The sequence below is a fragment of the Thainema salinarum CENA647 genome (assembly GCF_057732415.1).
This window is the reverse complement of the sequence record NZ_JBYJZJ010000022.1, coordinates 2,585,784-2,606,310: the sequence shown is the minus strand read 5'-3', so window position 1 is coordinate 2,606,310 and position 20,527 is coordinate 2,585,784. Positions and strand designations below refer to the sequence as shown.

Here is a 20,527-nt window from a genome sequence, read left to right as displayed (position 1 = left end):
TTTATGACCAATTTGTTGGAAACAGGTTATAGCTTACAGCTCGTAATGCTTTCGGTAGCGATCGCAGTTTTGGCGTCCTACGCCACGTTGGATTTAGCTGGACGCGTGACGGCAACGCAGGGGCGCGCTCAACTAGGCTGGTTAGTCAGCGGTGCGATCGCAATGGGATCGGGCATCTGGTCGATGCATTTTGTCGGCATGCTGGCGTTTCGCCTACCGCTGGCCGTGCATTACGACGTTCTCACCGTCCTGCTCTCAGTTTTGCCCGCCATCTTGGCCTCTGGTCTGGCCCTGTTTATCGTCAGTCGCTCAACGCTGGGCGGATGGCGCTTAGTTAGCGGCAGCGTCCTTATGGGGATTGGCATTGCGTCGATGCACTATCTGGGCATGATGGCGATGCATACCGAAGCGGCCATGCAGTATGACCTGCGGCTGGTGGCGGCCTCGGTTGGGATTGCGATCGCAGTTTCGTTTGTCGGGCTGTTCCTGGTCTTTCAACTGCGGGAAGAAACCACGCCGCACCAAATTTGGAAAAAGCTGCTGGCTGCGGTTGTCCTAGGCTTGGCGATTCCAACCATGCACTACACAGGCATGGCGGCAGTGCGGTTCATGCCAACTCACCATATGATGCTGGAATCGGCCTTGCAGCCGCCGGAAAATTCCGCAATGATTGCGATCGCGGTTGTAATTGGTACCCTGATTGTCCTGGGGCTGACGCTAATTACCGCGTTTTTTGAGCGTCGGCTATCTGCCCAAATTGTTTATGCCGATTTGCTACAGCGCAGTCAAACCTACCTGAAGGGAATTTTGCAGGGTATTCAGGTGGGCGTGCTGGTCATTGGTGAAAATAATCAAGTGGGGCTTTCGAATCAGGCGCTTTTGAACTTGCTGAATCTCTCTACGGAAGATGAACTGCATCTGCTCTGGCATGAAGTGATGGTGTCTGATCCAAAACCTAATCATCCAAAACCTGATAATAACCAGACTGAGCGCGACCGATTCCATTCAACTTCATCCGCAGATTTACCTGTCCAGGAAGCAGCCGACCAGCCGCTGTTACAGGCGCTGCGGCCTATTTTGACTCAAGTTGCGGCCAAGCAAGCAATCCAGAATCAGGTGGTTCAGGGCAGGGTTCAAGTCAAGCCGAATTTGCAAACTTCGATCTCGCTGCTGGTGAATGTGGTACCGCTCAGCCTACCAGGTTCGTCAGCCACGCAGATGATCTGCACCTTTAGTGAAATTACGACGCTCAAGCAAGCTGAAAATCGGCTGCGAGAGTCGCGCACTCGCCTGAGACAGCAGGCTGAGGAGCTACAGCAGGCCAAGGAAGCAGCCGACCGAGCCAACGTGGAACTGAGCCGCGCCAATGCCCAACTGATGCAGGCTGCTCAGCAAGAACGCACCACAGCGCTAGTCATTCAGCGGATGCGGCAAAGCTTGAATTTGGATACCATCTTCCGCGCCACGACCCAAGAGTTGCGACAGGCCATCCAGTGCGATCGCGTCATCGTCTATCAGTTCAACTCGGACTGGAGCGGCTATGTGGTGGCCGAAGCCGTCAAGTCGGGCTGGCGATCGCTGCTAGCCGAAGCAGATGCCGCCTCTCCCTGGCAGGCAAACGTGCTGCAAGAAGACCGCTGCACCGTTCAGTCACTATCGGTCAATTCCCAGGTCATTCGAGATACCTATCTTCAGCAGAGTCAGGGCGGCATCTATGCCCAGGGAATGGATTATCTCGCCGTCGATGATATTCACAAGTGCAGCTTCAATCCCTGCTACATTGAGCTGCTGGAAACTTTGCAGGCTCGCGCTTATATCATTGTGCCAATTTATTCCAACCGTCATTTGTGGGGCCTGTTGGCCTGCTATCAAAACGATCAGCCCCGCTGTTGGCAAGCAACCGAGAACCAGATGGTGGCGCGGATTGGCGCTCAACTAGGCGTCGCCATTCAGCAGGCTGAACTCTTTCAGCAAACGCAGCAGCAGGCGCGTGAACTACAAGAGGCCAAGGAAGCCGCAGATAGCGCCAATCGCGCTAAAAGTGAGTTTTTGGCCAGCATGAGTCATGAACTGCGCACGCCCCTCAACGCCATTTTGGGCTTTACTCAGCTCATGCAGGGCGATGTCCAATTACCCAGCCGCCATCAGCGCTATGTGGATATTATCAACAGCAGCGGTGAACATCTGCTGGGCCTGATTAACAATGTGCTGGAAATGTCCAAGATTGAGGCGGGGCAACTGCGACTCCAACCGGAAGCGTTTGAGTTACCGAATCTCTTAGGAGAACTCCAGGATCTACTGGCACTGAAAGCACAGCACAAAGGGCTGTCGCTGCACATTGTCCAAGCACCGGATCTACCGACCTATATCTATGCTGACCAAGGCAAGCTGAGGCAAGTGCTGCTCAATTTGCTGGGCAACAGCCTCAAATTCACCGACTCTGGCAGCATTCAGCTCCACGTTACGCCCGTTTCAGATAGCACTAACCCATCCACCTATCTACCCACTCACTCCACTGCTGCCGCCCGATCTGCGATCGCACTTCAGTTCACCGTCACCGACACTGGTGTCGGCATGGCCCCCGATGAAATTGACGCCCTGTTTCAGCCATTTCAGCAAACCCAGTCCGGCATCAAGTCTGGTCAGGGAACAGGTTTGGGCGTACCGCTCAGTCGGCAGTATGTGCGGCTGATGGGAGGAGAACTGGAGGTGGACAGTGCGCTCGGTCAGGGTACCCAGTTTACGTTCACCATCCCGGTTGAGTCAGTCGAGTCCTTAGAGCCAGCACTGCCGTCCAGCCCAACCAGCCAGCGTATTGTGGGTGTGATCAACAACCAGCCGCCTCGCCGCATTTTGGTGGCCGAAGATAATCCGGTCAATCGGCTCTTGATGACCAACCTGCTGGCTCCGCTCAACATGGAAGTGCGCGAGGCCGTCAATGGGCAGGAAGCCATTGAGATTTGGGAAACCTGGCAGCCCCACTTGATCTGGATGGATATGCGGATGCCGGAAATAGATGGGTACGAAGCGACCCGCCGCATCCGAGTCGCAGAATGCGATCGCAGTTTATCGCCAACCATCATCATTGCCCTGACCGCCACCGCGTTTGAAGAAAGCAAGCCCGCCATTCTAGCCGCAGGCTGCAACGACGTGCTGTACAAACCGTTTAAGAGTACCGACCTGTTCGGCAAGATGGGGCAGTACTTAAACTTGCAGTATCGCTATCAAACCGAGTCTGAATCGACTGATCAGCCTGCTGCCCCAGAGCCGTTTGATCCAGCCCACTTAACCGTCATGTCGCCGGAGTGGCGGACAGCATTACACAATGCCGCTGCTCAGTGTGACGACGTTGAGGCCCTGGCTTTGCTAGCAGAGATTCCGTCGTCGCAGTCTGCCTTAGCCCAACGCCTTCATCAGTTGATCAGTGTATTTCAGTTTGATCAGATTCTGGCGCTCCTAGAATGTAATGACCAGGCCAGCAGTGAGGGTGCTGATCCGGTCGCTCTCCCAATCGCAAACAGGGGCATGTGATGAATTATGACCAATGAACTAGGTGCCTATCTAGCAGCCCCCTACCCAGCAGACGTTTTGATTGTGGATGACACGCTGGAAAATGTGCTGCTCCTCACCCAAATTCTGGACGGTCAGGGCTACAACGTCCGGAAGGCGATTAATGGCGCGATGGCCATGCGCACCATTGAGGCAGAACTGCCCGATTTGATTTTGCTCGATATCTGTATGCCAGATCTGGACGGCTATGAACTCTGTCGCCAGCTCAAGACCGATCCAGTCACCGCTAGCGTGCCCGTGATCTTTTTGAGTGCGCTGAATGAGCCGTTAAACAAAGCTAAAGCCTTTGAAGTCGGCGGGACGGATTACATTACTAAGCCATTTCAGGCTGCCGAGGTGCTGATTCGCACCCGCAATCAACTGCTGATTAAGCAGGCTTGGTCGATGATGCAAGTCGTCAATTTGCAGCTAGAGGAACAGGTGCGTGAGCGAACCTATGAGCTAGAGCAAGCCAATCGGCGACTGCGGGAGATTGCCTATCATGATCAGCTCACGGGTTTACCGAATCGTGCCTCGCTGATGGACTGTCTCACGCGATCGCTAAAAACGGTGCAGACCGATCCGGACTATCAGTTTGCGGTGCTGTTTTTTGACTGCGATCGCTTCAAGCTGATCAATGACTCCTTTGGTCATTTGGTGGGCGATGAGGTGCTGATTCAAGTGGCACGGCGGCTTAGCACCTGCCTCCAAGCAGGGGATATGCTGGCTCGCTTTGGTGGGGACGAGTTTGTGATTGTGCTCAATGCCGTTGCCGATCAGCAAAGCGCCATTGACGCCGCGCAGCAGGTGATTGACGTGATGAAACCCGGCATTTCTCTGGCGCATGGAGAAGTCTTCGTGGGGGCCAGCGTGGGCATTGTCCTAAGCAGTCCGATTCAGCATCAAAAGCCAGAGCATATCTTGCGCGATGCCGATATTGCTATGTACAGCGCCAAAGCCAGCGGCAAGGGTCGCTACAGCGTCTTCAATCCGGTCATGCAGCGGGCCAGCCTAGAGCTGTTCCAGGTAGAAACCGATTTGCATCGTGCGGTTGAAGAGAACGAGTTTGTGCCGTTCTACCAGCCAATTGTTCACTTAGAAACGGGTGCGATCGCAGGTTTGGAGGTGCTGATTCGCTGGCAGCACCCTGAACGAGGTCTGTTGTTGCCTCATACGTTTTTGTCGGTGGCTGAGGAAGCAGGGCTAATTATCCCTATCGGTAAGGCGCTCCTCCAGACCGCTTGTCGGCAGTTAGCAGTCTGGCAACGGCAACATCTGATTGCCGATGATTTCTACATCAGCTTTAATTTGTCGGTGGGACAGTTGACGCAGGTTGACCTACCTCAATGTTTGCAACAGACTCTAAGCAGCTATCAGCTAGCGCCGCAACAGGTGCGGTTAGAAATTACCGAAACGGCTCTGCTCGATAATGCTTTAGCCACTGAAGTGATTATGGAACTGGCGCAACAGGGCTTTCACCTGTGTATCGATGATTTCGGCATTGGCTACTCATCTTTCAGCTATCTACACCAGTTCCCCGTCAAGACACTCAAAATTGATCGCTCGTTCATCCAAAATACTCAGCTCGGTAATCGCAGTTTTCAACTAGTGACAGCAATTCTCGGTCTTGTCCGGACGCTGCAAATGACTGCGGTAGCTGAGGGCATTGAAACTCAAGATCAGCTTCATCTACTGAAAGACTTGGACTGTGAACTGGGCCAAGGCTATTTCTTTTCTAAACCCTGTGCGGCTGACGTTATAACTGAAGAATTGATTAAAAACGCAACGATTAAAAACACGAATTAATCACCCCATTAGTAATGTTATGAATCTGCCTATATCTTCTGCTTCAACCCATGACATTTTGATTGTGGATGACACGATTAATAACGTTAAACTGCTGTCGGATATGCTGTCTCAAGCGGGATTCTCCGTTCGCAAAGCCATCAGCGGCTCAATGGCATTAATGGCGGTGCAGGCCAATAAGCCGGATTTAGTCCTGCTGGACATCAATATGCCAGAAATGAATGGCTATGAAGTGTGTCGGCGATTAAAGCAAAGTTCTGAAACGCATGAAATTCCTGTGGTTTTTCTCAGCGCTTCGGACATGACAGCGGATAAAGTCAAAGCCTTTGATACGGGTGGGGCCGATTACATTACCAAACCCTTTCACTATGAAGAAGTGATTGCTCGTATTCGAAGGCAGCTTTTGTTGAGCCGACTAAAACTAGAACTCAAAGCCAAAAATCAAGAACTGGAGTTTGCATTAACTCAACTCCAAAAAACCCAAGTTGAACTGGTGCAAAAGCAAAAGATGCTGGGTTTAAGTCAGCTAATTGCAGGCATTTCTCATGAATTTAATAATCCACTCAGCTTTATTGTCGGCAATCTAAAGCCAGCCCAGCAATATTTTTCTGATCTGGCGCATGTTCTCAGTCTGTATCGTCAGCGCTATCCCCAACCCGGAACTGAAATTGAGGCTGCGATCGCAGATTTAGAACTGGATTTCATCACGGCTGATTTTGCCAATGCGGTGCAGTCGATAAAAGCTGGCACCAGCCGAATTCGCGATATTGTGCAAGCCCTACAGGTCTTCTCTCTCCAGGGAGAATCTGCGCTTAAGACGATTCAACTGCACGCGACGCTGGATAGTCTGTTGGTGCTACTGCGATCGCGCCTGCGAGATCAAGAGCCTCGACCCAGCATTCATGTTCGCTGTGACTACGACAGCAATCTGCCTACCGTCACCTGCGACGCGGGCCTGATCAGCCAAGCGCTTCTACATCTGCTGGATAACGCCATTGATGCCATTGACGCCCACTGGGTCAAGCTGCCAGCGTCTACCAGGGAAGCCACAGAAACGGAGTCTGCCGCAAGCCTAACGCCGGAGATTGTGATTACAACATCCGTTCCCAATCCAGGCTGGGTTGCGATCGCAATTCAAGACAACGGCATTGGCATTGCCGAAGACATTCAGGCTCGCATCTACGATCCATTTTTCACCACGAAGGCAATTGGCAAAGGCAACGGCCTGGGCCTATCAATGAGCTATCAAATCATTGTGAATCAGCATGGCGGACACCTAACCCTTACATCCACCCCAGGCACAGGCAGCACGTTTACGTTACAGATTCCGACTGAAAAATGTGCCGGAAAATAGCGCTGCTAGAATACGGTTAAAGCCAAGCTACTGCTCGTTGATCCGCTCATTTTTACCTGCCATGACGACCGAGCCACTCGTCAAACTCCCCCCGCTCGAAAGCGGCGATCGCCTGACCCGCGCCGAATTTGAGCGCCGCTATGCGGCCATGCCCAACCTAAAAAAAGCGGAACTGATTGAAGGAGTCGTCTACGTGGCATCCCCTCTACGTGCTCTCGCTCATGGCAAACCCCATGCTGATGTAATGGCTTGGTTGGGAGTTTACAGTGCTGCAACACCGGGAATAGGAGCTTACGATACTCCTACCGTTCGCTTAGATGCCGATAACGAACCACAGCCGGATGCGGTACTGCGCATTGAGCAGGGAGGACAGTCCGCGATTAGTGAAGATGACTATATCGAAGGCGCACCGGAGCTGATTGTGGAGATTGCGGCCAGTAGTGCGTCGTATGACCTGCATGATAAGCTGCATGTCTACCGTCGTAATGGCGTGCAGGAGTACATTGTCTGGCGCACCTATAGTCAGCAGATTGACTGGTTTTATTTGGCAGATGGCACCTATCAAACGCTGGCGCTGGATGCCGATGGCGTATATCGCAGTCGTCAATTTCCGGGACTATGGTTAGCCTGCGATCGCATCTTGGCGGGTGATTTAGCGGCTGTCCTGGTGGCCCTCCAACAGGGACTAGCGACGGCTGAACATCAGGCTTTTGTAAATCAGCGTTAATCACCGACTCAATTCCGTTCACCAATTCCAAAGGATTTGTAAGTTTCCCAGCCCAGTGCAAACGGCTCGCCTAAGATAGCCATATCTTTCACCTAACGCACTTAAAGCGCATCTAAAATGGCTCAAGCACTGCGTCCACTGGCACTAAATTCGGGAAACGTGGTCAGTGTGGGGTTGAAGCTCTATCGCTCTCAGCTTAAGGTCTATAGCAAAATTGCGCTGATATCGACGCTTTGGTATATACTGCCGCTGCTACTACTGGGAGTGCCAACTGCGATCGCAATTTTCATTCAGACCAATATTACGAATAATGGTGCGAACCCAGCTACCTTTATCGGGATTTACTCGCTGATTGCCTTGAGTTCAGTCGTGTTTGGCATTTTATGCTGGGCGCGAGCGATGTTCAATCTATCGTTGATTTCGCGCTTGGCCTTTATGGAACTGACGCAGCAGGCTGAAAGTGTTCAGTACGCCCGTCAGCGGCTCAAGCCGAAGCTGTGGAGCATTTTTGTGGTTCACATTCTGACGTTCTTCGTTCTGTCAGCCATTCAAACAGCGGTGGCAATTGTCCTTACCCCTGTCATAACCGCCATCTCGTTCGTTGCCATTGCCATTCCTTGGATCGGTATTTTTGTGTTGATTGTTGGTCAGTTCATGCCGCTACTGGCCTACTTAGTGGGGTATGCCTGCTTCTTTATTCCCGAAGTTCCGATCGCAGTCGAATCCAGTACGAATCCGGGACAGTCAGTTATTCGGAGTGGACAGCTTTCCTTTCGCTCCTTTGTCCACGTCATGCTGGTGATTGGCATCCTAGCGGTGATTTCGCTGCCGTTTTACGGCTTAGCGCTGACCCTACCGACCATCCTGTTGACGATTATTAGTAATCAAATGGCCGGATTCGAGCCAGGAGTGGCGACACCCCCCATGTATCGAGAGTTGCTGCTGGTGCTGGGTTTAGGGGCATTGCTATTCCTGGTAGTCAATCTGGTGGTGATGCCACTGTGGCAGACGGTGAAGGCAGTACTATATTATGACCTCCGCAGTCGCCATGAAGGGTTTGACTTGAGCTTAAGAGAAACTCAACCGACAGCTTAAGTGAACGGTATACAGGACAATCAGCGCTGGAAACTGCTCTACGCCCGTAAGAGGTTGCTCGCATGGATCGCTTTTTTAACCACATCAAAATTCGTACTCCCGAAAGCGTTGAACTAGAGTTTACGCTGGCCGGAATCGGCAACCGAGCGCTGGCGCTGCTGATTGATTACACGGTGCTGGGAGCCGCGATCGCAATTCTGGTTCTTCTAGCCTCACTGATTGCAGAGCAGCTAACTGATTTGGCGACGCTGCTGGGGGGTGGAACCGAGGCAATTGAACTGTGGTTGGCGGCAATTCTACTGCTGGTTTTATTTGCCGTTTTTGTCTGCTACTTTGTCTTTTTCGAGGTGACCTGGCAGGGGCAAAGTCCGGGGAAGCGGTTTGCCAAAATTCGGGTGATTCAAGAAAATGGTCGTCCGCCGGGACTGTTTCAGGCCACATTGCGATCGCTGTTGCGTCCAGTCGATGACATTTTGTTTCTGGGCTTCTTTTTGATTGTGTTGACCAAGCGGGAAAAGCGATTGGGAGATTGGCTGGCGGGCACACTGGTAGTGCAGAATGAGCAAACAGCCAGTACAAAGGGGCTACAGACTTCGCCTGCGGCGGATCAAATTGCTCGTCAGCTTTTGGAACTGGCGGATTTATCTCAGTTAACGCCTGATGATTTCTTGATCATTCGGGCCTATCTGACACGACGGACTCAGCTCAATAAAAATGCAAAGTCGCAGATTAGCCTCCAGCTCGCTCGCCAAGCCAAGCAAATCATTCAGCTTGAAACATTGCCTGCCGATATGTCTCCCGATGTTTTTCTAGAAGCAATTTATTTAGGCTATCAGCAGCAAACGGAACAGCGATAGGGTTCAAGTCAGAAAGGGATGATGGGTGTGGTGTTGGCGCGGCCTAACACCACACCCATCTGACATGTATACCACTACTGCGGTTTATTACAACTTGTGCCCTCTGCCGCTTTTCGGGGTCAGAGCTTTTTACTATAGAGGTATAAAACTCATGTTTTGTCCCTCATTTGTCCCTTACAGACCTGAAACTACTAGTCTGTCAAAGTTAAAGATGAGGGGTAGAAGAATTTTGAAAATATTGCTAAGCAATATTTTCAAAATTCTTCTACCTCTCAAAACACACTTGACAAAGCACTAGAAGAGATTACAGGTCGTCACAAAAGGTACAGAATGTGAGCGCATAGCCTTCTAGATGTCAACCTGAATCTCTACAGCGGGAGGAGGCGTGGCGATGACTGCAACCCATCATCAGCTAGTGTCACTGGATCTGCGGCGGCCTATTTGGGATCGCTTTTTTACGATTGCCCCATTGGTAGTTGTTGGAACACGAGAAGCCAACGGTGAATACGACTTGGCTCCCAAGCATCGCGTGATGCCACTGGGTGACAACAATTATCTAGGATTTGTTTGCACGCCTCGCCATCATACGTATCAAAATATTGTGCGATCGCAGGAATTCACCGTTAGTTTTTTGCATCCCAACCAAATTTTGTCGGCCAGTTTGGCTGCTACTCCAAGAGATGCAGCCGATCAGAAACCAGCGTTGGCAAACTTGCCCACTCAGCCCGCTACGGTGATCGATGGGCGACTACTCACAGATGCCGCATTGTGTTTAGAGTGTCGGCTTTTCAAAATTGTCGATGACTTTGGTCAAAACAGCCTGATTACCGGAGAGATTATCGCTGCTCAGGTCGATGAAGCCGCTCTGCGCGGCAGTGATGAGGACGATCAGGACGTGCTGTTGCGATCGCCCCTGCTCGTTTATGTGGCACCCGGACGCTACGCCCAAATTGATACGAGTTATTCCTTTCCATTTCATGTTGGTTTTCACCCATGACTGCTGCTCAAAGTCCCACTCAAACAGGGCAGATGCTTTTAGACTACTTTTACCAGCACCGTGAGGAAATGATCGAAACGGTGCAGCAGCTAGTTGGCATCGAATCTCCTTCAACCGTTCCAGTCGCTCAACACCCGCTACTCAGAGCGTTGCAGACTGCATTTGAACGGCGAGGATTGCGGACACGACGATTGGCAGGACAGCGCACGGGGGGACATCTCTTGGCGGTTTTGCCAACTCAGTCTGCTCATCAATCCGCTCATCAATCCGCTCATCAACCTGCTAACCAACGTGTCAATCTACCCCGACAGCTACTGCTAGGCCACTGCGATACGGTTTGGCCACTAGAAACGCTAACGACGACTATGCCGCTACGGCGACAGCAAGGCAAGCTCTATGGTCCGGGTGTGTATGACATGAAGGCGGGTATTGTGATGATGATATTTGCTCTAGAAGCACTGCAGGCATTGGAATTGCAGCCCACCGTTCTACCCTTAGTGTTGATTAACTCTGATGAAGAAATTGGCAGCTTTGAGTCTACGCGGCACGTGAAACGATTAGCTCAAATCTGCGATCGCACGTTTGTGTTAGAACCATCACTGGGCCACAGTGGACAGCTCAAAACCGCTCGCAAAGGCATTGGCAACTTTACCGTCGAAGTGCGGGGTCGTGCCGCTCATGCTGGCCTAGATCCAGACAAGGGCGTAAGCGCTATTTTAGAACTCTCGTTTGTCATTCAAAAGCTATTTGAACTCAATGATCCAACCGCTGGTATCACAGTCAATGTTGGCACCATTGATGGTGGTTTGCGCTCCAATGTAATCGCCCCTTCTAGCCGAGCCGAAGTTGATGTACGCGTGCTGCATCAGTCTGACATTGAGCGCGTGGAGCAGGCAATTCTCAACTTGGAACCGACGACACCAGGCACCGAACTGATCATCACAGGCCAGATCGGTCGTCCCCCTCTAGAGCGGACTCCCCGCAATCAGCAGCTTTGGCAGCTCGCTCAGCAGATGGCCACCGAGTTGGGCTTCCCGCTGGAACAAGGTACCGCTGGCGGTGGCTCAGATGGTAATACCACCAGTCTCTACACTGCTACCTTAGATGGCATGGGAGCTGTTGGCGATGGTGCCCACGCGCCTCACGAGTTTATCTATATTGACCCGCTGATCGAACGTACGGCTTTACTGACCCAGCTTTTACTCGCTCCAACGCTATCTTCCACATCCGTCGAATCCCCACTCAATTGACCCGATAGGAGGCGACTTAGGAGGCGACTATGGCCAATCGGTATGTGTTTGGCTCCCTCACGCGGATCAGCAATTTAGCGATCGCACCGTTTGCTATGCAGCCATTACCTAGAGAGCAGTGGGCAACGGGTGATTATGTCGTGGGTAAAGTCCTTGATGCTCAGCGTCGCACTGACGTAACAGAGTTAACCTGTGGGCGGATGGCGCGGTTGATGCAGGGAGACTTGATCGTCGGGGCATTTGGTGTACGCCGAGCCACCCTAGAAGCCGTGGGAGATTGGCAATCCATTCAAGGCGATGGCCAGATGGAAGACATGACTAATGCAGGATTCTTTGGTCGGATCACATCTCAATCGCTGCTGATCCCGCCGCCGCCCAAGCTGAGATATGTTGGTCACGTTCTACGCAACGGTCAGAAAGTTTGTATGACCGACTTTGTTCAGTCAGTAGAGCCACGGCCCTATACCTGTCCCACTATTATGATTATTGGCACCTCCATGTCAGCGGGCAAAACGACGGCAGCACGAGTAATTATCCACTTATTAAAGCAGATGGGGCTCCGTGTTATTGGCACTAAACTCACTGGAGCAGGTCGCTATCGGGATATTTTGTCGATGCAGGATGCTGGAGCCGATGCCGTTTTTGATTTTGTGGACGTGGGATTGCCGTCATCCGTCACGCCACCCGAAGAATTTCGGCAGTCGCTGCGACAGCTTTTATCTATGATTGTGACCGCAGCACCGGATGTGGTAGTCGCTGAGGCGGGTGCTTCTCCCTTTGAACCCTACAATGGCGCGGTTGTGCTCGACGAGATTGCCAATCAGATTTGCTTTACCGTTTTGTGTTCCTCCGATCCCTATGCGGTGATAGGCGTCAGCCAGAGTTTTGGCCTCAAGCCGGATCTGATTAGCGGCATTACGACCAACACGACCGCTGGCATTGAATTGGTCGAAAAGTTAGCCCACGTGCCAGCCCTGAGCCTGACGACTGAAGAATCAGTCAGCAAACTGCGATCGCAACTCCAGGTGACGCTGACCAATGTATTCTGACTATGGCGGCCATAATCGAGTCATCTCAGGCAACCTTCAGCTAAACGCGGCATGATATAAAGCGATAGACCTTATATCGCTAGAGACTCAATCCTGTGAAAGTTGCCTTTATCATTGACCCCATCCAGCGACTTGATCCGGGACACGACACCAGCGTGGCCCTGATGGAAGCTGCACAAGCCCTGGGGTATGACGTTTGGATTACCGAAGCGCATCTGCTGAGTATTGCCAATGGACAGGCCATTGCCGAATTGCAACCTGTCAAGCTGAAGCCTGTTCAACCAGGCGACAATCGCTGGATCGCTGACCCGGACTGGTTTAGCGTCGGCGAATATGTCCTCATGCCGCTGGACGAAATGGATGCGGTGTTCATGCGGATTGATCCGCCCGTGACGATTTCTTATCTCTACGCAACTTATATTCTGGACGCCATTGACCCAACCCAGACGCTGGTGATTAATTCACCGCACGGACTGCGCACGGCAAATGAAAAAATGTATGCCCTGCATTTCAGCGATGTGATGCCTAAAACGATCGTCAGTCGGGACAAGCGGGTAATTTTAGAGTTTGTAGAACAGCAGGGACGAGCAGTACTGAAGCCGCTGGGTGGCAAAGCAGGTGAAGGTATCCTGTTTCTGGAAGCGGGCGATCGCAACTTTAATTCCCTGATTGAGATCAGCACCGGACAGGGCAAAATCCCCGTCATGATTCAGGATTATTTGCCAGAAGCGAAAGACGGTGACAAGCGCATTATCGTCTTAGACGGTGAACCAATTGGGGCAGTGAATCGCGTCCCTACGGGCAAAGAATTTCGTGGCAATATGGCCGTGGGCGGACGAGTAGAAGCCGCAGAAGTAACGAAACGCGATCGCGAAATTTGCGCGCGATTGGCTGATTCACTGCGTAAAGATGGATTGTACTTTGTAGGTTTGGACGTGATTGGGGGATACCTAACAGAAGTAAACGTCACCAGCCCTACAGGGGTGCGCGAAATTGATCGACTCGATAATGTCCGACTGGGTCAGCAAGTCATGGAGTGGCTGGCTCAAAAACGGGCAAACGTCTAAGCATCTCGTATCGAGAAATACACCTCAACCCGATTAGGTCTCTTAGATTCAAAAAGGAACAAAGTGCTGATGGAATCAGGAGTGTAGCGGTTTGAGCCAATTTGGGATTACACATTATTGCAATTGACGACAACAAGGGAGAATGGATTATGAGTCAGCGCGATCGCAGATGGCAAATCATGAGCAGAATGAACGGCAGCATAGGGCGGCGGCGCTTTATACAATACAGTGCTTTAGCCGCTGGCACAGGCATCTTAGCTGCTTGCGCTAGTTCCAATCCAGATCAAGCTGCCGATACGGCTGACGCTGACACCACCACAGCCAATTCTGGCAACACCAGCAGCGAATTAACCGCCATCACCTTTGGCACCAACTGGTATGCCCAAGCGGAACACGGTGGGTTTTACCAGGCCGTCGCAACAGGTATTTATGAAGAATATGGCCTCGATGTCACGATCAAGATGGGGGGTCCCCAGGTCAACGGTACGCAGTTGCTGATGGGTGGAGCCGTCGATTTCTTCATGGGCTATTCCTCTGACGCCATCAAGGCTGTGGCTGAAGGCATCCCTAAAGTGACTGTGGCAGCCATGTTTCAAAAAGACCCGCAGATCTTAGTGGCTCATCCCGATACCGCTCAAACCCTGGCCGATCTAAAAGGACGCCCGATTTATATTTCTTCAGCGGCGAATACCACCTACTGGCCCTTCCTCAAAGCCAAGTATGGCTTCACTGACGACATGAAGCGCCCCTACAACTTCAACATGGGCCCGTTTCTGGCGGATAAACAAGCGGCACAACAGGGATATCTCAGTTCAGAACCCCGTCTGATCAAAGAGGAAGGAGGCTTTGAACCCGTAGTCTTCCTGCTGGCCGACAACGGCTACGAGCCCTATTCCACGACGGTTGAAACCCGGCGAGAAATTGTCGAAAATGATCCGGATCTGGTGCAGCGATTTGTCGATGCCTCGATCAAAGGCTGGTACAGCTATCTAGAAGATCCGGCTCCAGCCAATGAGCTGATTAAACAGGACAATCCGGAAATGACCGACGAACAAATGGCTTACGGCCTAGAAAAAATGAAGGAGTACGGCATCGTCATTTCTGGCGAAGCGGAAACCGATGGCATTGGGGCAATGACCGATGCTCGCTGGCAGTCCTTCTTTGCAACCATGTCCGAGGCGGGTGTCTTTGATCCTAGTGTGGACTACACTCAGGCTTACACGCTGGATTTTGTTAATAAAGGAGTGGAGGCTTATCAGTCTTAGCCGGTTTCGTCGTCAGGATCGTTGTTTTTACCTTTAACCGCCATGACTCTCTCACCTGCAATTCAGCTTCATCAGGTCAGCAAGACCTACAGCAACGGTACGGTTGCCCTCCAGGGAGTCGATTTGGCCATTCAGCCCTCTGAATTTGTCAGTCTCGTCGGGCCGTCGGGCTGCGGTAAGAGTACGGTGTTACGGATCATGGCGGGGTTGGGACAACATTCTGCGGGCTGGTTGGAGTGGCAGGAAGATCCATCGGTGCAGAACCTGGCCTTTGTCTTCCAGGAAGCGGCGTTGATGCCTTGGGCAACAGTGGTGGACAATGTCCACCTGCCGCTTAAGCTGATGGGTCGATCGCTGCGGCAGTCGCGAGCGGCGATTCAGGAAGCACTCAATATGGTGCATTTGGAGGGGTTTGAACAGGCCTATCCCCGTGAGCTATCGGGCGGGATGAAAATGCGGGTTTCGATTGCGCGAGCGCTGGTGACCAAGCCGCAAATTTTGCTGATGGATGAACCCTTTGGCGCTCTGGATGAGATGACCCGCAGCAAGCTGAATGACGAAATCCTGCGGCTGTGGAATGAAAAGCGCTGGACAGTAGTATTCGTGACCCACAATATTTATGAGGCGGTTTATTTGTCGAATCGCGTGGTGGTGATGGCGGCACGTCCGGGTCGAGTAGTGGCTGATGTGCCGATTGAGGAACCCTATCCTCGCAGTGACGATTTCCGCATGTCGCCACGGTTCAATCAGTACTGTCGCGAAATTTCAGCGCGGCTTTCGGAAGGTACATCAATGCCCCATATGGTGACAAACTGACATGGCGCTGCACAACCCAATCAACCCCCCCCTCAAACGTCTAAAGCTCAAGCGGTTGCTGACTCCAGAGGTGATTGCACCGTTTGTCGTTGGCGTAATTATGCTGCTGATTTGGGATTTGGCAGTGCGGATCTTCAGTCTGCCGCCCTATTTGTTGCCGGGGCCGCTGCTCGTGCTGCAAACGCTGATTGCAGAGTGGGGCGACTTGTTTGCGGCCCTGCTCGTCACCATCAAAATTACGCTAGTCGCATTCCTGGCGGCAGTCGTGTCTGGTTTGCTGATTGCAATTCTGTTTGCCCAAAGTAAGTGGATTGAGCGCAGCTTTTTTCCCTATGCCGTGGTGCTACAGACCACCCCCATTGTTGCGATCGCACCTTTGATCATTATCTGGCTGCGGAACAGCACCTTTGCCGCACTGGTGATTTGCGCCTGGATTGTGGCCCTATTTCCAATTATTTCAAATACGACGCTGGGCTTGAACAGTGCCGATCATAATTTGCTGAATCTGTTTCAGCTCTACAAATCGTCGCGCTGGCAAACGCTGCTGTATTTGCGCTTACCCAGTGCCCTGCCCTACTTTTTGGGTGCGCTGCGGATTAGTGGCGGCTTAGCCCTGATTGGTGCCGTCGTCGCTGAATTTGTGGCCGGGACGGGTGGGCAGCAGTCGGGGATTGCCTACGAAATTTTGATGTCGAGCTACAACCTGCAAATTCCCCGCATGTTTGCCGCTCTGCTGATGACAACAGTGCTGGGCGTGATTATCTTTGTGGTGTTGACAATCATTTCGGATCTGCTGCTGCGTAATTGGCACGAAAGCGCAGTTAAACGCGAGAACTAGCACTGTAAATGGGCGATCGCAAGAACGCTAGAAAGGGGGGCACCAGCCCTCCTTTCTGGTCTGAATTAAGCTTCAGTAATCAGCACATTGACCTCCTGCGTGGCCAGCAAATCGACCGACCCATTGCGGTAGCGGGTGAAGCAGAGCATCACGCTAAACAGAGACCACGGCATACCGTGTCCCACGAATTTTTCAGTTACCGCTGCCATCGCAGCCAAGCAGTGGTAATTTTTTTAACCAACGGTGTAAATCGACTGAGGCTGTACTGATCAGCCGTCTTCCGAATCACCTCTGCTTGAGTTGGGTAAGGGTGAATCACATTTGCGATCGCACCCAGCCCTAACCGCTTCTCCATTGCCAGGGTAATCTCGTTAATCATCTCGCCCGCATGACGAGCGACCACCGTTGCCCCCAGAATCCGATCCTGGTTAGCGGCCAGGTGGATTTTGGCAAAGCCGTCGGTTTCGCCGTCCGTCACGGCTCGATCCACCTCTGTCAAAGGGAGCGTAAAGGTACGTACATCTTGCCGTTCAGCTACTTCACTGGCAGGCAGGCCTACATGGGCCACTTCTGGGTCAGTGTAGGTACACCACGGCATGGTTAAACTACTCAGATTGCGGCGACCGATGCCAAACACCGCAAACAGCGCATTTTGAATCAGAATCCGGGCAGCGGCATCGGCAGCATGGGTAAACTTCCAGCTCATGCAGCAGTCACCAACCGCGTAGATGAGGGGATTACTGGTCTGCAAATAGTCATTGATGCAGATACCCTGCTTCGAGTCAGCCTTCACTCCGGCCTGCTCTAGGTTCAGCCCGTGAATGTTGGGCTGCCGCCCCACGCCAACTAAAATCTCATCCACAACAACAGTATGGCCAGTATCCCCCAGTTGGTAATCAATAACTTTCTCGTTGCCCCGCCGCTCCACGCGCTGCACCTGAGCCTCAAGCACCAGATGAATGCCCTCCTCAGTAAAGACACGCTGCATCAGGTCTGAAACATCCGGATCAGACTTCTCCAGAATGCGCGCCCCCCGCTGTAGCAGCGTCACTTGCGAACCCAGGCGATGAAACGCTTGGGCGAGTTCGCAGCCAATGTAGCCACCACCAATCACCGCTAACCGAGCAGGGCGCTCAGTTAAATTAAAAACGGTTTCATTGGTTAGGTAGCCAGCCTCCTCTAGGCTCTCAATCGGCAGTTGGACTGGACTCGACCCTGTTGCGATCGCAGCTTTTTTAAACCGTAACTGCTGATCACCGACGGTAATCGTATCAGCACCTGAAAACGCAGCTCGGCCAAAGAAAACATCTACTCTATAGTGATCTCGCAGGCAGCTAGCAGAATCGTTTTTACTAATGTCCGCTCGCACTCGCCGCAGCCGCTCCATGACTTGTGCAAAGTCCACCTGCACATCATCCGGTACCTGTACCCCGAAGCGACCCGCCCCACGCACGTCATAAACAGCCCGTGCTGAACGAATTAGAGCCTTCGAAGGGACACAGCCTACGTTTGTGCAGTCCCCACCCATTAAATGCTGTTCAATTAAAGCCGTCTTTGCCCCCAACATGGCAGCACCAGCAGCCGTGACTAGCCCAGCCGTCCCAGCCCCGATGACCACTAAGTTGTAGCGCTCCGCCGGGACAGGATTTTGCCAGTCGGAGGGGTGCAGGTTGGACACCAGCGTTTGGTTATGGGTGTCCATTGGGGGAACGGAAACGGGGTTGGGGAATACCTGAGTCACGCCTGTCCTCTAGCTTGCCGTTATAAATGATGAATTTATATGTAGTGACTCACATGTTCCCAAAGTTAGATTTATGCAGGTTCTCGGCATCAAAACTCGCGAAGTTTTTTAGTATGAAAGCAACGAAATTTCTGCTTTAATTGGCGTTTTTCCTAATTGAAATAACTTAACTTTGTGAGATCATGACTTCCCTAAACCCGCAACAAGCAAAAACTCTCGCGGCTTTTATGACAGCCCTAGAGCAGCAAGATGAACCATTGCCAACAGGGTTACAACAACAGCTCCACGCCATTGGTCAAAACTTAGAAGCCCGAATCGCTGAGCTACCAGGAATTGCGGCCAGTTTGCCGCACTTAAATCAGGCATACCAAGCAGCGCTGGCGAATACCCAAACGGATCAGGGTGGCCAGGGCGCAACACTCGTCTCCACGAATCCAGACTACAGCGACAAACTCCGCGATCGCGCTGTCCAAGTTCTCACTGATTCAGATCCCGTTCAAGCCGCTCAGCACAGCCAGCGTCGCGGTTTGGGGCAGATTGCTTCTAATCCCATTAAGCGCCTATTTGGCAGGGGCTAAGCTCTAAGGTCGTCTGAAATTCAAGGAAAAACTTTAGCGACTGGAACAGTCAGCAATGGTGTGCAGCCGGATGAAATTAGTGCCCATTGGGGTACCGCTGGGAATGCCTCCCATGATCAGGATCTTGTCGCCAGCCTCCGCAATGTTGCGATCGCACAAATAGGTTTGCGCCTGGTTGACCAATTCTTCGAAGGTCGTCACCTCGTGGTCGAGCAAAATAGGCTTCACACCCCAAATTAGATTCAATCGATGATAAACATTTTCATCCGGCGTGAAAGCGACTACCGGAGCGCGGGGCCGTTCACCTGCGGCAATAATGGCGGTGTAGCCCGTCGCGGTGAATGCCGCAATACACCTGAGGTCGAGGATATCATCAATGACATTCAGTGCCTCACTCAGGGCATGGGTTTCATCGGTTAGCGCTGGGGGATTGTTAACAAACTTGAGGCCTTTCTCAACGTCGGTGGCAATCCGGGCCAGCATTTCCACAGCTTGCACCGGGTAAGCTCCCACAGCCGACTCACCCGACAGCATGACAGCATCCGTCCCATCAATAATTGCATTGGCTACGTCGCTGGCTTCAGCCCTTGTGGGTCGCGGATTGCGAATCATGCTGTCCAGCATTTGCGTAGCGGTAATCACCGGAATGCTGCGCTTATTGCAGGCACGAATAATTTGCTTTTGCAGCATCGGCACTTTTTCTGGCCGCATTTCCACACCCAAATCGCCTCGCGCCACCATCACCGCATCGCATTCATCCAGAATGGCATCTAAATTTGCGATCGCTTGTGGTTTTTCAATTTTGGCCAGCACAGGCACATCGTCTGCCCCCTTCTCCGCCATCAGCGCTTTCAAAGCCCGTATGTCTTCACCCCGCCGCACAAAACTAAGCGAAACCAAATCCACCCCTTGCGACAGGCCAAAGTCTAAATCCTGCTTGTCTTTCTCCGTCAGCGATGGCAACCGCAAGTCTAAATCGGGCAGATTCACGCCCTTACGGTTACTCAGCAAGCCACCCTGAATCACGGTGCAAATAACTTGATTGGCCTGGACTGCATCCACCTTTAGTTCCAGCAGCCCATCATCCATCAGCACCTGCATACCGGACTGTGCTTCTTCAGCCAGGTAGGGATAATCAATGGCTGCTGTATTCGGTTCCCCTTCAAATTTGTCCACAGGAACCAGCGTTAGAGTTTCCCCTTCAATCAGCTCAACGGTTTGACTGGGCAGGTGGGCAACGCGAATCTTTGGCCCCTGCAAATCCTGCATCAGGGTAATGGCCGCATTTAATTCTTTGGAAACAGAACGCAGTAGCGCGACCATCCGGGCGTGGTCATCATAGTTACCATGCGAAAAGTTGAGCCGCGCCACGCTCATGCCAGCTCTAAACATGCGACGAACAATTTCGGGAGAGCTGCTGGCGGGGCCAATCGTGGCAACAATCTTGGTGCGATGAGGCAGGAGCTTCATAAGCGAAACGTATAAATGCTTCCGCGCCTACTATAGCGAGTTCATCACAAAGCAGACTGTCGGCTGGG

General features: G+C 52.2%; 17 protein-coding genes. 14 read left to right on the top strand and 3 right to left on the bottom strand.

What is annotated here, in order from left to right; genetic code table 11:
* Positions 1–3: 3 nt before the first annotated feature.
* The 13 genes from AC286M_RS18355 (at position 4) to AC286M_RS18295 (ending at position 16,670) form a co-directional block, all read left to right on the top strand.
* Complete coding sequence (locus AC286M_RS18355) at positions 4–3,531, top strand: MHYT domain-containing protein (protein ID WP_488205764.1); 3,528 nt, start codon at positions 4–6, stop codon at positions 3,529–3,531.
* Positions 3,532–3,537: 6 nt separating this feature from the next.
* Positions 3,538–5,355: a two-component system response regulator gene (locus AC286M_RS18350; protein ID WP_488205763.1), complete on the top strand. Its 1,818-nt coding sequence runs from the start codon at positions 3,538–3,540 to the stop codon at positions 5,353–5,355.
* Between the two features lie 19 nt (positions 5,356–5,374).
* Positions 5,375–6,709 (top strand): hybrid sensor histidine kinase/response regulator, encoded by a 1,335-nt coding sequence (locus tag AC286M_RS18345; protein ID WP_488205762.1) that lies wholly within the window; start codon positions 5,375–5,377, stop codon positions 6,707–6,709.
* Between the two features lie 61 nt (positions 6,710–6,770).
* Entirely contained in the window at positions 6,771–7,436 is a 666-nt protein-coding gene (locus AC286M_RS18340) for a Uma2 family endonuclease (protein ID WP_488205761.1), read from the top strand.
* Between the two features lie 117 nt (positions 7,437–7,553).
* Positions 7,554–8,531 carry a hypothetical protein gene (locus AC286M_RS18335; protein ID WP_488205760.1) on the top strand — a complete coding sequence of 326 codons (978 nt, stop codon included), beginning with the start codon at positions 7,554–7,556 and terminating at the stop codon, positions 8,529–8,531.
* Positions 8,532–8,593: 62 nt separating this feature from the next.
* Complete coding sequence (locus AC286M_RS18330; RefSeq protein WP_488205759.1) at positions 8,594–9,388, top strand: RDD family protein; 795 nt, start codon at positions 8,594–8,596, stop codon at positions 9,386–9,388.
* A 391-nt stretch (positions 9,389–9,779) separates the two neighbouring features.
* On the top strand, positions 9,780–10,385 hold the full coding sequence (locus AC286M_RS18325; RefSeq protein ID WP_488205758.1) for a flavin reductase family protein: 606 nt from the start codon (positions 9,780–9,782) through the stop codon (positions 10,383–10,385).
* The gene (locus AC286M_RS18320) at positions 10,382–11,635 is read left to right on the top strand and encodes a M20 family metallopeptidase (protein ID WP_488205757.1); all 1,254 of its coding nucleotides are present in this window, start codon (positions 10,382–10,384) and stop codon (positions 11,633–11,635) included. Before AC286M_RS18325 ends, AC286M_RS18320 begins: the two co-directional genes overlap by 4 nt.
* A 29-nt stretch (positions 11,636–11,664) precedes the next feature.
* Entirely contained in the window at positions 11,665–12,684 is a 1,020-nt protein-coding gene (locus AC286M_RS18315) for a P-loop NTPase family protein (protein WP_488205756.1), read from the top strand.
* 95 nt (positions 12,685–12,779) lie between these two features.
* A complete protein-coding gene (gene gshB / locus AC286M_RS18310; RefSeq protein ID WP_488205755.1) occupies positions 12,780–13,751 on the top strand; it encodes a glutathione synthase in 972 nt (323 codons plus the stop codon).
* A 149-nt stretch (positions 13,752–13,900) separates the two neighbouring features.
* On the top strand, positions 13,901–15,016 hold the full coding sequence (locus AC286M_RS18305; protein ID WP_488205754.1) for an ABC transporter substrate-binding protein: 1,116 nt from the start codon (positions 13,901–13,903) through the stop codon (positions 15,014–15,016).
* Between the two features lie 42 nt (positions 15,017–15,058).
* The gene (locus AC286M_RS18300; protein WP_488205753.1) at positions 15,059–15,832 is read left to right on the top strand and encodes an ABC transporter ATP-binding protein; all 774 of its coding nucleotides are present in this window, start codon (positions 15,059–15,061) and stop codon (positions 15,830–15,832) included.
* A 1-nt stretch (position 15,833) separates the two neighbouring features.
* Positions 15,834–16,670, top strand: a complete 837-nt coding sequence (locus AC286M_RS18295) for an ABC transporter permease (RefSeq protein WP_488205752.1) — start codon at positions 15,834–15,836, stop codon at positions 16,668–16,670.
* A gap of 65 nt (positions 16,671–16,735) precedes the next feature.
* On the opposite strand, the gene AC286M_RS18290 is transcribed toward AC286M_RS18295, so the two are convergent.
* Both AC286M_RS18290 and AC286M_RS18285 read right to left on the bottom strand, forming a co-directional pair.
* The gene (locus AC286M_RS18290) at positions 16,736–16,879 is read right to left on the bottom strand and encodes a hypothetical protein (protein ID WP_488205751.1); all 144 of its coding nucleotides are present in this window, start codon (positions 16,877–16,879) and stop codon (positions 16,736–16,738) included.
* A complete protein-coding gene (locus tag AC286M_RS18285; protein WP_488205750.1) occupies positions 16,867–18,411 on the bottom strand; it encodes a mercuric reductase in 1,545 nt (514 codons plus the stop codon). Before AC286M_RS18285 ends, AC286M_RS18290 begins: the two co-directional genes overlap by 13 nt.
* A 182-nt stretch (positions 18,412–18,593) precedes the next feature.
* Here AC286M_RS18285 and AC286M_RS18280 point away from each other — a divergent pair, with 182 nt between their 5' ends.
* Entirely contained in the window at positions 18,594–18,989 is a 396-nt protein-coding gene (locus tag AC286M_RS18280; RefSeq protein ID WP_488205749.1) for a hypothetical protein, read from the top strand.
* A 33-nt stretch (positions 18,990–19,022) separates the two neighbouring features.
* On the opposite strand, the gene pyk is transcribed toward AC286M_RS18280, so the two are convergent.
* Positions 19,023–20,459 carry a pyruvate kinase gene (pyk, locus tag AC286M_RS18275; RefSeq protein WP_488205748.1) on the bottom strand — a complete coding sequence of 479 codons (1,437 nt, stop codon included), beginning with the start codon at positions 20,457–20,459 and terminating at the stop codon, positions 19,023–19,025.
* Positions 20,460–20,527 lie beyond the last annotated feature (68 nt).

What these genes read in the sequence shown, in the direction of transcription:
- AC286M_RS18355 (WP_488205764.1), top strand. Translation starts at nt 4, where the DNA reads ATGACCAATTTGTTGGAAACAGGTTATAGCTTACAGCTCGTAATGCTT.
- AC286M_RS18350 (WP_488205763.1), top strand. Translation starts at nt 3,538, where the DNA reads ATGACCAATGAACTAGGTGCCTATCTAGCAGCCCCCTACCCAGCAGAC.
- AC286M_RS18345 (WP_488205762.1), top strand. Translation starts at nt 5,375, where the DNA reads ATGAATCTGCCTATATCTTCTGCTTCAACCCATGACATTTTGATTGTG.
- AC286M_RS18340 (WP_488205761.1), top strand. Translation starts at nt 6,771, where the DNA reads ATGACGACCGAGCCACTCGTCAAACTCCCCCCGCTCGAAAGCGGCGAT.
- AC286M_RS18335 (WP_488205760.1), top strand. Translation starts at nt 7,554, where the DNA reads ATGGCTCAAGCACTGCGTCCACTGGCACTAAATTCGGGAAACGTGGTC.
- AC286M_RS18330 (WP_488205759.1), top strand. Translation starts at nt 8,594, where the DNA reads ATGGATCGCTTTTTTAACCACATCAAAATTCGTACTCCCGAAAGCGTT.
- AC286M_RS18325 (WP_488205758.1), top strand. Translation starts at nt 9,780, where the DNA reads ATGACTGCAACCCATCATCAGCTAGTGTCACTGGATCTGCGGCGGCCT.
- AC286M_RS18320 (WP_488205757.1), top strand. Translation starts at nt 10,382, where the DNA reads ATGACTGCTGCTCAAAGTCCCACTCAAACAGGGCAGATGCTTTTAGAC.
- AC286M_RS18315 (WP_488205756.1), top strand. Translation starts at nt 11,665, where the DNA reads ATGGCCAATCGGTATGTGTTTGGCTCCCTCACGCGGATCAGCAATTTA.
- AC286M_RS18305 (WP_488205754.1), top strand. Translation starts at nt 13,901, where the DNA reads ATGAGTCAGCGCGATCGCAGATGGCAAATCATGAGCAGAATGAACGGC.
- AC286M_RS18300 (WP_488205753.1), top strand. Translation starts at nt 15,059, where the DNA reads ATGACTCTCTCACCTGCAATTCAGCTTCATCAGGTCAGCAAGACCTAC.
- AC286M_RS18295 (WP_488205752.1), top strand. Translation starts at nt 15,834, where the DNA reads ATGGCGCTGCACAACCCAATCAACCCCCCCCTCAAACGTCTAAAGCTC.
- AC286M_RS18290 (WP_488205751.1), bottom strand. Translation starts at nt 16,879, where the DNA reads ATGGCAGCGGTAACTGAAAAATTCGTGGGACACGGTATGCCGTGGTCT.
- AC286M_RS18280 (WP_488205749.1), top strand. Translation starts at nt 18,594, where the DNA reads ATGACTTCCCTAAACCCGCAACAAGCAAAAACTCTCGCGGCTTTTATG.
- pyk (WP_488205748.1), bottom strand. Translation starts at nt 20,459, where the DNA reads ATGAAGCTCCTGCCTCATCGCACCAAGATTGTTGCCACGATTGGCCCC.